This window comes from Pseudothauera hydrothermalis (assembly GCF_003345255.1).
Classification (GTDB): domain Bacteria; phylum Pseudomonadota; class Gammaproteobacteria; order Burkholderiales; family Rhodocyclaceae; genus Pseudothauera; species Pseudothauera hydrothermalis.
This window is the reverse complement of the sequence record NZ_CP029331.1, coordinates 182,978-196,006: the sequence shown is the minus strand read 5'-3', so window position 1 is coordinate 196,006 and position 13,029 is coordinate 182,978. Positions and strand designations below refer to the sequence as shown.

The following is a 13,029-nucleotide window of genomic DNA, read 5'->3' as shown; positions in this document are numbered from 1 at the left end:
CGTGCGCGAAGCCGCGCTGGCGCGGCCTTCCGGTGCGCGAAACCGGCGGCCGCAGACGCGGTATGATCCAGGCTTTCGGCAAGCGCAAGGAACCAGGCATGGCACCCGGACTAATGGCTCGCGGCCTCGACAAGATGCGTGAATTCATGGCCTCCGCCACCGGCCGCAAAGACGAGCCGTCCGAAAAAACCATCGAGCGTATTCGCCGGCAATTGCATGAATGCGCCGAGGGCCGCGGCGGCGAAGTCTCCACACGCCAGCGCGCCGCACGCCTGGCCGAAACCTATCTGCGCCTGGACGACGCCGGGCGTCACGCCTTCTTGCGCATCATCGCGCTGGAATTCGGCCCCGACCCACAACGCATCGCCCGCGCCCATGAGGCTTACCAAGCAGCGGTCGGAACCCCGCAGCAGTGGGACGCGGAAGCCGCGTTGCGCGCCGCCATGCGCTCGGCGCGCATCCGCATCCTCACTCAATTCAACGCCATCCCCCAGGGCGTCAAATTTCTGGTCGATCTGCGCGCCGACCTGCTACGTTATCTGCCCGACGACCCGGCATTGCAGTCGCTCGATCGCGAACTGCAAGCACGGCTGTCAGCCTGGTTCGACGTCGGTTTTCTGGAGCTCAAACGCATTACCTGGCAATCACCGGCCGCATTGCTGGAAAAACTGGTGGAGTACGAAGCGGTGCACGAGATCCGCTCATGGACCGATCTGAAAAACCGGCTCGATTCGGATCGTCGCTGCTATGGCTTTTTCCATCCGCGCATGCCACTGGAGCCGCTGATCTTCGTCGAAGTCGCACTGGTCGAGGAGCTGACCGACAACGTTCAGCAACTGCTCGACGAACATGCCCCGGTGCTGGATACCACACGCGCCAGCACGGCGATCTTTTATTCCATCAGCAACACCCAGAGCGGGCTGCGTGGCGTGTCTTTCGGCAATTTCCTGCTCAAGCGGGTGGTCGATGATTTGCAACGCGACTTTCCCAAGCTCAAGACTTTCGCCACCTTGTCGCCGATTCCGGGCCTGGCCCGCTGGGCGAGCACACACCCGGCGGAAGTGACCGCAGCGTTCACCGACGCCGACTGGAAGCGCCTGGCCGCCGCCGGTATCGACGGCCCCGAGTCGCCGCGCTTGCGCGAAGTGCTCGCCGGTCAACCGGGCTGGCAAGAAGACCACGCCCTGGCGCGAGCACTTCAAGCGCCACTGATGCGGGTGGCCGCCGATTACCTGCTCAATGCGCGGCGCGAAGGCAAACCGGCTGACCCGGTGGCGCGCTTTCACCTGGGCAATGGCGCGCGCATCGAGCGGCTCAACTGGCTGGCCGACACCTCGGCGAAAGGCCTGGAGCAATCCTGGGGCGTGATGGTGAATTACCTCTACGACCCGGACCGCATCGAGGACAACCTGGAAGCCTTTGCCAGCGCAGGCCGCATCGACGCTGCCGCTACGGTCAAGCGCATGGCACGTCGCTGAAGAACGCCGGGCGCGGCGCAGCGGCAAAAATCCGCGCCCGACCCAGACATCCGTCACGCTCGGCGGGTACCCACAACGCTTATACTGAAGTCATGCGGACCCCGTCGCAAGCACCGTCTTGGTGCGCGTGGCGGGATGCCCGCACCGATCTGCCCACCGAGAGTTCCCGTTTGCGAACACAGTCTTTCGGCCTGCACTCGATTCGCATCCGCCTGCTGCTGGCGAGCACCCTGGTCCAGGTTGTGCTGCTGGCCCTGCTGCTGGCCAACAGCGTGCGGCTGATGGACAACGCGGTCTCAGCCAGCGTGGACAACCTGATCAGCCAAAACGCGGCGATGCTGCACGCGGTGGCCGTAGCCTACGGTCAGCAAGACGATTACGCCACGCTGCAGGACGTACTGGGCGAATTGCTCGCCGACGCCGAAGAAGGGCTGGTTTATGTGCGCATCGCCCGCCCGGATGGCAGCCTGCTGGTGAGCGCCGGACGGCCCGCGATGCTGCACCTGCCGTCACCGCACACCGACGCCGACGGCCGCCCGCAGCCCGCCCCCGGCGATGAACTGATCCATGTGCGCCGCCCGCTCTTGCTCGACCGCAACCAAGTAGGGTTTGTGCAGTTCGGGGTGGCAGTATCCAGCCTGACCGCCGCGCGCCGGGCGATACTGGAACAGGGCGCCCTGATCGCGCTGGCCGAAATCATGTTGACTTTTGTCCTGCTGTCGCTCATCGGTTATCTGCTCACCCGCAACCTGGGGCGCCTGCTCAGCGGCAGCCAGGCGCTGGCCGAAGGACGGCTGGACCATCGTCTGCCCGCAGACGGCCGTGACGAATTGGCCAGCCTGGCGCGGCGCTTCAACCTGATGGCCGAACGCCTGCAAGGGCGCGTCGCCGAACTGGAAGATACCGCCGCGCGCCTGCGCGCCAGCGAGGAACGCTATGCCCTGGCCGTGCAAGGCGCCAACGACGGCCTGTGGGACTGGGACATCCAAGCCGACACCTTGTACCTGTCGCCGCGTTTTTCGGAAATCGCCGGCTTCGACACCCAGGCGCTGTGCGTCAAACCCGCCGATATCGAGCACTACCTCTACCCGGACGACGCCGCCCATTTCCGTGACCAGTTGCGCAAACACCTCAAAGGCGAAAGCGCGCAATTGATGCTCGAACACCGCATTCTGCTGCCAGATGGCAACCATCGCTGGGTGCTCACCCGCGGGGTTGCGCTGCGCGATGCGCACGGACAGGCTTACCGCATGGCCGGTTCGATGGCCGACATTCACGCCCGCCGTCTGGCCGAGCAACAACTTCTCCACGATGCCTTGCATGACGCGCTCACCGGCTTGCCCAACCGCGCGCTGTTCATCGAGCATTTGAAAAGCGCGTTGGGTCAGCGGCAGCGCGATCCACACCACCGCTTTGCGGTGCTGGCAATCAATCTGGAGCGTTTCCGCCTGATCAACGACGGCTTCGGACATCTGATCGGCGATCAACTGCTCAAGCACATCGCCGGACGCATCGGTGAGCGCCTGCGCGGCGGCGACGTAGCCGCGCGCATTGGCGGTGACCAATTCGCGGTGCTGCTCAACGGCATCGCCGCGAGCGCCGACGCGCCGCGCTTTGCTGCGGCCTTGCGTGCGCATCTGGCCCGTCCGGCGGCACTTGCCGGGCACACGGTGCACCCGCAGGTGCGTGTCGGCGTGGCCTTGTCCGACGACTATCATGACGATGCCGAATCCCTGCTGCGCGATGCCGACAACGCCTTGCACCGTGCGCGCCGCGGCGACAACGGCGAGGCGGTGACGATCTTCGAAGCCGGCATGCACACCCAGACCTTGGACGCCCTGCGTCTGGAGTCCGAGCTGCGCACCGCGCTGCAACACGGCATCCTGGCGGTGCGCTATCAGCCGGTGGTGCGCTTGTCCGATCGACAGATCGCCAGTGTCGAGGCGCTGGTACGCTGGCCTTTGGGCGAAGGCGGCATCCTCGGCCCGCAGTCTTTTGTGCCCTTGGCCGAAAACCTGGGGCTGATTCATGCGCTCGGGCTGCAGGTGCTCGAACGCTGTTGCCTTGACATCCGCCGCTGGCAAAACGCCCAAAGCGGACGCGGCATTGTGCCGGTCAGCATCAATCTGTCGACGCACCAGTTGCGCATACCGGATCTGGCGCAACAACTGCTGGACACCTTGGCCCGGCATGGCTTGCCACCGGAGGTGCTGCGCGTGGAGGTCACCGAAAGCGCAGCCGCGGCGCCGGACGGGCCAGCCTCCGCCACCTTGGCCCGCTTGCGGCGCGCCGGCATCAGGGTGCTGATCGACGATTTCGGCACCGGCTATTCGGCGCTGAGCTACCTGCACACCATCCCGTGCGACACCCTCAAGCTCGACGGTTCCTTTGTCCGCACGCTGACCTCCGACGCCAGACTGGGCGCAATCGTGCGCCGCAGTATCGAACTGGCGCATGACCTGGAGATGGAGGTGATCGCCGAGTGTATCGAAACCGAAGCACAGCATGCGCTGCTGCAGGCCATGGGCTGCGATTTGGGACAGGGCTATCTGTACGCCCGCCCGCTCGATGCCGACGCCTTAGAAGCCCTACTGGGCGCCCGATGCCCGCTGGAGAACTCGCCATGAGACTGCATTTAGCTCACGCGCTCGCCGGCATGCTCCCGATGCTGTTGGCCGCATCCGCCGCCGTCGCCCAAACGCCGCCGCTATGGCAACTGTCCGGCTTTGCCACCGTCGGTGCGCTGATCCCCAATGAGGGCGATCTGTGGTTTTTCCGCTCAGGAGTCAATGCGCCGGGCCCGCAGCGGGTGGACCTTGGCACCGACAGTCTGGCAGGCGTCCAGGCCAGCGTGCATTGGGGCAACGCCAGCGACTTCACCGTGCAGTGGATGGTACGCGAGACGCCGCGCGGCAATCATGACCCCCGGCTTAGCTGGGCGTTCTGGCGTTACGCACCCAATTCCGCGCTGACGCTGCGGGTCGGACGTGTGCGCGTGCCTTTTTTCATGTTTTCCGATTCCTTGTATGTCAATTACGCCAATCCATGGATCCGTCCGCCCCAAGAGGTCTATGGGCTCAACCCATTCAGCGATATCGACGGCGCCGACCTGTTGCTGCGCATACCGCTCGATGGTGCCGATCTGGAGCTGCGCCCTTATTTCGGCCACAGCCGCATCGATCTGGCCGACGATGGTCGCGCCCGCCTGCGCAACGCCCGTGGCTTCACGGTCAGCCTGATCGAAGACAAGCTCAGTGTTTTCCTCGGCCACGGTCAAGGACGGCTGAAGATTCGTTGGGGCGACATCGGCTACCGCACCTTGGTAGCCAACCTGGCACTGGCCGGCGGCGAACTGGCCGCGCTGCCCGCCGAGTTGTCCGGAGAGCATGGCCGCGCCAGTTTCAGCGCCGCCGGCCTGCACTGGGACGACGGCCAATGGCTGACGATTGCCGAAATCGTCCGTCGGCGCGCCGACCGTTACGTCAATAGCGCCCGCGCCTGGCATCTGACCGTGGGCCGGCGTGTGGGCGCATTCACGCCCTTTTTCACCCTCGCACGACAGAGCGAAGAACGCCCGCTTGCTCGGGCCGAGATCGCCGACCCGCAGCTTGCTGCCGGCTTCGACGCCTATCTCGCCTCGCGCCGCGGCACCCAGCACAGTCTGACCGTGGGCGTGCGCTGGGACTTTGCCCGCAACGCCGCACTCAAAACCGAGTTCAGCCGCATCCGGATCGGCCACAATGCCTGGGGCAATTTCTTCCCGAGCGGCCAAGACATGCCCGGCGGACGCACCGTGCACCTTGTGGGCGTTTCCCTGGATCTGGTGTTTTGAGGCGCACCGCCATGCGCTCCGCCCTGGTCGCCTTGTTCGCACTGTGGTGCGGATACGTGTCGAACGCCGTAGCACAAGGCGGATTCGTGATCGTCGGCCACCCGGATGCAGGGTTCGCGCAGTTGAGCCTGGAAGAAGCGCAACAACTGTATTTGGGACGGCGCAACACGCTGCCCGACGGCAGTCTCGCCACTCTGATCGACCTGCCGGCCGGCCCCCAGCGCGACCAGTTCTATTTGCTGCTCACCGGCAAAAATCCTGGCCAGATCCGCGCATGGTGGTCACGCCAGGTTTTTTCCGGCCGCGCGCTGCCGCCCTTGGAAGCGCGCGACACAGACGAGGTGCGGCGCTGGATCGGCACTCATCCCAAGGCCATCGGCTACCTGCCGGAGGACGAGACCACCGCGGGGCTGCGCATTCTGCTTCGCCTGCGCTGACACGGCGCATCACAGACGCGCGGAAAACACCGGCAGCCGCCAGCGGAAACGGATGGCCAACAAGCGCACCGCCAGCACCAGCGCGCCGGCCGCCAGCGCCGACCAGCCGGCGGAAACCCCCGCGGCGGAAAGCCCCACCAGCAGCAAAGCACCCGCCCATGAGGCGGTAGCGTACAGCTCACCGGTAAACACCAGGGGCACTTCATTGCACAACACATCGCGCACAATGCCCCCGAACACCCCGGTGATCACCCCCATCAGGCTGGCCACCAGCCAAGGGGCATCGAGCGAGAGCGCCACCTGGGTACCGCTCACCGTAAACAGCGCCAACCCCACCGCATCCGGCAGCAGAAAGAGCCGCGGCGGCAGGCGCACCACGCGCGCCAGCGCAAAAGTGGCCAGCCCGGCGAGCACCGCGGCCAGCAAATAGCTTTGGTCCGCAATCCAAAACACCTTGCGGTCGAGCAGCATGTCGCGCAGGCTGCCGCCGCCCAAGGCCGCGGCCAGCGCCACCACCACCATGCCAAAGAGGTCAAAGGGCTTGCGTCCGGCCTCGAGCACGCCGGCCGCGGCATTGACCGCCACTCCGGCCAGGCCGATACCGTAGAGCAAGGTAGTGAGCGAAATCGACATGACGCGGGAGCATAACACCGTCGCCTGCAAACCGGACACTGAGGCGGGGCAGCATTCAAACGGTCGTTTGAATTCTACCCGCAGCGTGCTAAAGTCGGCCCGGATGCGGGCACCATCGACAAGCCTGCCACTGACCACGAGGAGACAGCATGACCGTACCCAACGCTTTTCGCGGCACCCTGCGGGTGCCGGTGATTGCCGCGCCCATGTTCCTGGTGTCCGGCCCCGAGCTGGTGATCGCAGCCTGCAAAGCCGGCGTGGCCGGCACCTTCCCTTCGCTCAATGCGCGTCCTGCCGCCCAGCTGGATGAGTGGCTCGGGCGTATCAACGCAGAACTGCAAACCCATCGCGCCGCTCATCCCGGCGCACCGGTGGCGCCCTTTGGCGTCAACCTCATTTTGCACCCGAGCAATGAACGCCTGCCCGAAGACCTCGCCCTGGTCGCCAAGCATCGCGTGCCTTTGGTCATCACCAGTCTTGGCCACCCCGGCGAAGTGGTGAAAACCGTGCATGCCTATGGCGGGTTGGTCTTTGCCGACATCATTCACGCGTATCACGCGAAAAAAGCGATAGCCGCCGGGGTCGACGGCATCATTGCAGTCGCCGGCGGCGCAGGCGGGCACGCCGGCACTCAAAACCCGTTCAGCCTGATCCGCGAGATCCGCGAGTTCTGGGACGGCGCGCTGGCACTCGCCGGCAGTATCTCGGATGGCGCCAGCGTGCGCGCCGCCGAAATCATGGGGGCTGACTTCGCCTATATGGGCACTCGCTTCATCGCCACCCGCGAATCAATGGCACAAGAGGCGTACAAAGCCATGCTGGTCGAGTGCAGCGCCAGTGACGTGGTCTATACCGATGCCATTTCGGGCACCAACGCCAACTTTTTGTGGCCCAGCCTGGCGCGCGCCGGCTTTGACCGCGAACAGCTCTCGGTCAATTTCGGTAAAGGCAAACTTCACGGTGTTGCCGACGAGGCACGCGCCTGGCGCGACGTCTGGAGCGCCGGTCACGGCGTGGCCACCATCCACGACGTGCCGCCAGTGGCCGAGCTGGTCGACCGCCTGGTGGCCGAGTACCGCGCCGCCTGCTCACTGCCGCCCAGCGCAGCACTGGCCTGAGGCAGCGCCCGCGGGCGCGCAATCGGCTATTCTTCGGCCCCATGCAGAGCGTTCTTCAGGTGCTCGCCAGCGGCCTGGCCATCGGCTGTGTCTACGGGCTGGTGGCGCTGTCCTTCGTGCTGATCTACAAGGCCACCGCAACGGTGAGCTTCATGCAGGGGGAACTGTTGATGCTGGGCGCCTTTGCGGTGCTGGCACTCAACGCCGGCGCAGGCTGGCCGCTGGCGCTGGCCGTGCCGGTCGGGCTGGCCGGCATGGTCGCCCTGGGGGCCGGGTTGGAGCGCAGCATACTGCGCCGCGCGCTCGGCCAGCCGCATCTGACCGCGGTGCTGCTGACTTTCGGCATCGGTCTGGTGTTGCGCGGGGCGGTCGCGACCATCCCCGCAGCCAGTCAGTCCATGCACCGGCTTGCCCTGCCTTTTGGCGAGGAACCGTTACGCCTGGGCCACCTGGCCGTGGCGCCGGCCCATGCGGCGGTCATCCTGGCCACCGTGGCGGTAGCGGTTGCGCTGACACTGTTTTTTCGCCACACCCGCGTGGGGCTTGCACTGCGCGCCTGTGCGGAAGACGCCCGCGCCGCTGCGCTGATGGGTGTGCCGGTGGCCGCCATGCACACCCTGGCCTGGGCGCTGGGCGCGGGACTGGCGGCTTTTGCCGGCCTGTTGCTGGCGCCGATCACCTTTGTACATCTGGGCATGGGGCTGGTCGCCCTGAAGGCTTTTCCAGCCGCTGTACTGGGCGGCCTGACCAGCCTGCCGGGCGCCCTGGCGGCCGGCATCTTCCTCGGCCTGGCCGAGGCCCTGGCCGGGCTGGTGTTGCCGGAAGGGATCAAAGACCTGGTGCCTTACCTGCTGCTGATGGCGGCGCTGTTCCTGTGTCCTCAGGGTCTGGGCTCAGCATTCGGGAGGCTACGCGGATGACGCCGCGCGGGAGCCCGGGCAAACCCGGCCGCGGCAGGCACGCTGCCCTGTTGCTCGCTGCCGGCGCTGCATTGGCGGCGTTCCTGGGTGCGGACTACGCGCTGGGCCAGTTGGCCTTGGTGGCCACGTTTGCGATTGCCGGACTCGGCGTGGTGCTGATCGTCGGTCAGGCCGGACAGATTTCGCTGGGACAAGGCGCCCTGCTCGCCTTGGGCGCCTACACCCAGGGCCTGCTGGTCCGCCACGGCGTCCCTGCAGCGCTATCGCTGCCACTGGCCATCGCGGTGGCTGCTGCGGGCGGCTGGCTCGCCAGTCTGCCGGCACATCGCCTGGGCGGCTTGTACTTTGCCATGAGCACGCTGGCCTTTGCGCTGATCGTCGAAGAGGTGCTGGTGCGCTGGCGCACGCTGACCGGCGGCGCGGCAGGTCTTGGCGTGCCGGCGTTGGTCATTGGCCCCTTCACCGCGGACAGTGCCGCAGCGCAGGCGCTGGTGAGCACCCTGGCACTGGCGCTGGCGTGGTGGGCCTGCCAACGCTGGGTGGATTCGCGGCTGGGCCGCGCCTGGCGGGCGGTACGCGCCGACGAGGACGCGGCCGCAGCCTGCGGTATTGACCGGGTGCGCGTCAAACGCGCAGCCTTTATCCTCGGCGGCGGCCTCTCTGGGCTGGCCGGCGCGCTGTACGCGCATTGGATCGGCTTTCTCAGCCCGGAGCAGTTTGGCCTGCTGCTGTCGTTCGAATTGCTGATGCTGGCGTTCATCGGCGGCGTCCGCCATCTGGCCGGCGCGCTATGGGGCGCGCTGGTGATCGTGGCCATCCCGCAGTCGATCGCCGTGCTGCGCGATCTGCTGCCCGCCGATCTGGCCAACACCGCGGGCTTGGAATTGCTGTTATTCGGCGTGGTGCTGGTGGCGGTGGTGCGATGGCGCCCACAGGGACTGGCGGGCAGCTAGTCTTCCGTCCCCACGCAGGCATGCCGGCGCTAGCCATAATTATGAATCACTGGATAATGCGACCTTCGGTGTAGAAACTCATCGAGGTCCGCCATGATCCGTTTCCCTGCCTTGCTCGCCGCAACCTTTGCACTGCTGGCCCTGTCGGCCGCGGCGCAGACGCCCGGTGTGAGCCGCGACGAAATCGTCGTCGGCAGCATTCAGGACTTGTCCGGCCCGGTTGCCATGCTCGGCGCGCCGGTGCGAGACGGCATGCTGATGCGCTTCGAAGAGGTCAACACCGCCGGCGGCCTGTACGGCCGCACACTGCGGCTGGTGGTCGAAGACGCCGCCTATGACCCCAAAAAGGCCGTGCTGGCGGCGCGTAAGCTGCTGCAACGCGACCGGGCGTTTGCTTTTCTCGCCAACCTAGGCACCCCGGTGGTGATGGCCACCATGCCGATGATCGTGGAAGCCGGGCGGGCGCATCTATTTCCTTTCTCGCCGCATGAATCGACCTACGCCCCGCTGCACCCGCTCAAGTTCCAGATCTTCGCGCCCTATAGGGATTACATGGAAGCCGCCACCCGGCACATGGTGCAAACCAAAGGCTATGCGCGCACCTGCCTGCTCTACCAGGACGACGACTACGGCCTGGAAGTGATGAAGGGGGTCGAGGCGGCCTTGCAGAAGCTCGGCAAGCCGCTTACCGAACGCACCAGCTACAAACGCGGTGCCACTGACTTTTCCAGCCAGATCGCCCGGCTGCGCGCTGCCGACTGCGATCTGGTGGTACTGGCCACCGTGGTGCGGGAGACGGTGGCGGCCATGCAGGAGGCACGCAAACTGGGCTGGGACGTGGACATGTTGGTCACCGCCTCCGGCTATTCCGCGCAGACCCACGAACTCGGCGGCGACGCGGTCGAGGGCTTGTACGGCGTCTCGGTGCTGCCGCACCCCTATGCGGAAGATGCCTCCCCGGCATTGGCAGCCTGGATCGCGCGTTACCGCGAACGCTTTGGCACCGCCCCGAATGTGTGGAGCGTGATGGGCTACACCGTGGCCGATCTCTTTGTGCAAGCCGCACAACAGGCGGGCCCCGAGCTGGACACCGAACGCTTCGTCGCGGCGCTGGAGCGGTTACAGACCGCACCGGACATTTTCGGCGGCCCAGTGTATCGTTTTTCCCCGGACGACCACCTCGGCAACCGCCACGGCCGGCTGGCGCAGATCCGCGACGGTCGCTGGCAACTCCTTACCGACTACTTGCGCTGATGCGGCGCGCCCGCGCCATCTGAAGCGGCCTGTACCGGGTCGCTTTCTTCACCCCGATTGCAGACAAACGGACCGTCGATGACGACCACTATCGAAACCGAAATCGATATCCTGGCCCACCCGGAACGGGTCTGGGCGGTGCTGACCGGGTTCCCGGCCTATCCGGCGTGGAACCCTTTCATTGTCAGCATCAGTGGGCCGCTGCGCCCGGGGGCGCGGCTGAGCGTCTCCATCCGTCCGCCGGGACAGGCGGGCATGGCCTTCAAGCCCAGGGTCCTGGTTGCCGACAACGCCCGGGAACTGCGCTGGAAGGGGCGTTTTCTGGTGCCGGGCCTCTTGGACGGGGAGCATTACTTCCGCATCCTGCCCCAGGCAGAAGGGCGGGTGAAGTTCGTGCACGGCGAACATTTTTCCGGCCTGCTGGAACCCTTCCTGCGGCGCAGCCTGCAGGGGGCCACCCGGCAAGGCTTCCTGGCCATGAACGCAGCCCTCAAGGCCCGTGCCGAAGCGCCCTGAACCGTGGCAATCGGCCGGTACCGGCCCTGCCATTGCACAACCGGTATGCAAACGGGCTTGGATAAGCGCTGGGTCAGGGACGATAATCGGCGTTTTGGCCCCTCGCTGGCGATGCCGCTTCGCGGATCGGGCCCCATCGTTTTTCTGTTTCGGAGCCCGTCTGTGAACCGCCCTGATCCTGCACCCTCGTCCTGGTCGCGCCGCGCCCTGCCGGTGCTGGCGGTTGGGCTCTTGGGCATCATCGCCCTGATGGGGCAGGCCCCGCCGGCGGCGCTGCTGGCCGCCGCGCCCGAGCTGGCGGCCTTGCCGCCGTGGGCGCAACGCGCCGCGCTGGCCCTGAACCCGCTGCTGCTGGTGATGGCCGCGAGTGCGGTCGGGGCGGCCCTGGCGCATCGGGTGGGTCTGCGCAGCCTGCTTGCCGGCACCGCCCCGGCGCGTCAGCCGCTTCGGCTGTGGGCGGCCAGTGTGGGATGGGGACTTTTCGTTGGCATCGCCGTGCAGGCCTTGGACAGGCTGTTGAGCCCTGCATGGAGCGAGGGCTGGCGAGCGCTCGTACAGGCCCCGCCCGACCTGGCCGGATCACGCCTCGTGGTCGGTTTGCTCTACGGTGGCCTGGCCGAGGAGGTCATCGCCCGCTGGGGCGCGATGAGCCTGCTGGCCTGGGCGCTGCTGCGCGTCTTGGGCCCGGCGCATGCGCGTCTGGCCCTCGGGTTGGCCGTGGCGCTGTCGGCCCTGGTCTTTGGGGCCGCGCATCTGCCGGTCCTGGCGGCTCAGGTCGAGCTGGAGACCACGCTGGTGGCGCGCACGCTGCTGCTCAACGGGCTGGGCGGGGTGGTCTATGGGTGGCTGTTCTGCCGCCACCACCTGGAAGCCGCCATGGCCGCCCATGCCGCCACCCACCTGGCCCTGGCTGCGCTGCAGGCCGGGCTGGGCGGATGACCCCCAGAACTTCAGAACCCGGAGGACCGATGGAACTTCACACCACTGCCCCCGTCACTGTGCTGCGCCGCTCGCACCGCCTGAGCCTGGATGCCGTCGGCACCCAGGCCGCGCAGGCCTATGCCGACTTGCACGCCGAAGCGCAGGCGCGCGGCTTGACAGTCAACGGCCCGCCGATCTTCGCCGCCCGCGGCCTGCCGCAGGAGGCGCACACGCCCTTCGATCTGGATTTCTGCCTGCCGGTCGAGGGGGCGGGGCTGTCCATGCTGCCGGCGCTGCGCTGTGCGCGGCGGGTGTACGAGGGGCCGCTCTCTGATCTCTTCTGCCACGGCTATCAGCCGCTGCTGCACGCCATGGCCGAGGCCGGCCTGCGCGCCAGCGGTGACAGCCGCGAGGTCTACCACGTCTGGCACGGCCCCGATGCGCCGGACAACCGCATCGAGATCCAGATCGGGATCGTCGAATGAACCGTGAGTCCTCCCCGTTGTGGGTGCGCCGCTTCGAGGCGCAGGATTTCCCGGTTTATCGCCAGTGGTACACCGACCCGCTGCTGGACCAGCACCTGGGGCCGATGGATGACGGGTGGCTTGCCCACGTGATGGCCGACCCGGTGGGCGAGCAATGGGCGATTGGCGAAGCGCAGGCGCTGGTGGCGGTCATCGGCCTGGTGCCCGAACCCGAGCATGGGGCGTGGCTGATCAGCGATTTCGCTGTCGATCCGTCGCAACGAGGCCAGGGATGGGGCCGACGTGCCTGGCAGGCCTTGCTCGCGCAGCCCGCGATGCACACGCGCCGCCACTGGCGCGCCTACGTCGCCGAGGACAACCCGGGCGCACAGGCCTTCTTCGACGCGCTGGGGTGGCAGCGCCTGGCCGCCCCCAGCGCCGAAGATCCCTTTTGGACCTACACCTGGCGGCGCTGAGCGCAGCGCCTCAGCGCTGCGCTCTTG

At 66.9% G+C, this 13,029-nt stretch carries 13 protein-coding genes; 12 read left to right on the top strand and 1 reads right to left on the bottom strand.

Going from position 1 to position 13,029, the window contains the following annotated elements:
* Window positions 1-98: 98 nt before the first annotated feature.
* The 4 genes from DIE29_RS00865 (at window position 99) to DIE29_RS00850 (ending at window position 5,747) form a co-directional block, all read left to right on the top strand.
* Entirely contained in the window at window positions 99-1,478 is a 1,380-nt protein-coding gene (locus tag DIE29_RS00865) for a malonyl-CoA decarboxylase (RefSeq protein ID WP_114650222.1), read from the top strand.
* Window positions 1,479-1,570: 92 nt separating this feature from the next.
* Entirely contained in the window at window positions 1,571-4,105 is a 2,535-nt protein-coding gene (locus tag DIE29_RS00860; protein WP_114648927.1) for an EAL domain-containing protein, read from the top strand.
* On the top strand, window positions 4,102-5,310 hold the full coding sequence (locus DIE29_RS00855; protein ID WP_114648926.1) for a hypothetical protein: 1,209 nt from the start codon (window positions 4,102-4,104) through the stop codon (window positions 5,308-5,310). Before DIE29_RS00860 ends, DIE29_RS00855 begins: the two co-directional genes overlap by 4 nt.
* Before the next feature lie 11 nt (window positions 5,311-5,321).
* Window positions 5,322-5,747, top strand: a complete 426-nt coding sequence (locus DIE29_RS00850) for a hypothetical protein (RefSeq protein ID WP_102040598.1) — start codon at window positions 5,322-5,324, stop codon at window positions 5,745-5,747.
* A 9-nt stretch (window positions 5,748-5,756) separates the two neighbouring features.
* Here DIE29_RS00850 and DIE29_RS00845 read toward each other — a convergent pair whose 3' ends face one another.
* Window positions 5,757-6,380, bottom strand: a complete 624-nt coding sequence (locus DIE29_RS00845) for a trimeric intracellular cation channel family protein (RefSeq protein ID WP_102040597.1) — start codon at window positions 6,378-6,380, stop codon at window positions 5,757-5,759.
* 149 nt (window positions 6,381-6,529) lie between these two features.
* Between DIE29_RS00845 and DIE29_RS00840 the strand changes: the two genes are divergently transcribed.
* The 8 genes from DIE29_RS00840 to DIE29_RS00805 all read left to right on the top strand — a co-directional run bounded on the left by DIE29_RS00840 (window position 6,530) and on the right by DIE29_RS00805 (window position 13,002).
* Window positions 6,530-7,498, top strand: a complete 969-nt coding sequence (locus tag DIE29_RS00840; protein WP_102040596.1) for an NAD(P)H-dependent flavin oxidoreductase — start codon at window positions 6,530-6,532, stop codon at window positions 7,496-7,498.
* Window positions 7,499-7,539: 41 nt separating this feature from the next.
* Window positions 7,540-8,418, top strand: a complete 879-nt coding sequence (locus DIE29_RS00835) for a branched-chain amino acid ABC transporter permease (RefSeq protein ID WP_114648925.1) — start codon at window positions 7,540-7,542, stop codon at window positions 8,416-8,418.
* Window positions 8,415-9,371 (top strand): branched-chain amino acid ABC transporter permease, encoded by a 957-nt coding sequence (locus DIE29_RS00830; RefSeq protein WP_102040594.1) that lies wholly within the window; start codon window positions 8,415-8,417, stop codon window positions 9,369-9,371. Before DIE29_RS00835 ends, DIE29_RS00830 begins: the two co-directional genes overlap by 4 nt.
* A gap of 93 nt (window positions 9,372-9,464) precedes the next feature.
* Complete coding sequence (locus DIE29_RS00825; protein ID WP_114648924.1) at window positions 9,465-10,625, top strand: ABC transporter substrate-binding protein; 1,161 nt, start codon at window positions 9,465-9,467, stop codon at window positions 10,623-10,625.
* 78 nt (window positions 10,626-10,703) lie between these two features.
* Window positions 10,704-11,141, top strand: a complete 438-nt coding sequence (locus DIE29_RS00820; RefSeq protein ID WP_102040592.1) for an SRPBCC domain-containing protein — start codon at window positions 10,704-10,706, stop codon at window positions 11,139-11,141.
* Between the two features lie 162 nt (window positions 11,142-11,303).
* The gene (locus DIE29_RS00815; RefSeq protein ID WP_205409755.1) at window positions 11,304-12,080 is read left to right on the top strand and encodes a CPBP family glutamic-type intramembrane protease; all 777 of its coding nucleotides are present in this window, start codon (window positions 11,304-11,306) and stop codon (window positions 12,078-12,080) included.
* 29 nt (window positions 12,081-12,109) lie between these two features.
* Complete coding sequence (locus DIE29_RS00810) at window positions 12,110-12,547, top strand: GyrI-like domain-containing protein (protein ID WP_114648923.1); 438 nt, start codon at window positions 12,110-12,112, stop codon at window positions 12,545-12,547.
* Window positions 12,544-13,002, top strand: a complete 459-nt coding sequence (locus DIE29_RS00805; protein ID WP_114648922.1) for a GNAT family N-acetyltransferase — start codon at window positions 12,544-12,546, stop codon at window positions 13,000-13,002. The genes DIE29_RS00810 and DIE29_RS00805 overlap by 4 nt, the downstream gene beginning before the upstream one ends.
* Window positions 13,003-13,029: the final 27 nt, after the last annotated feature.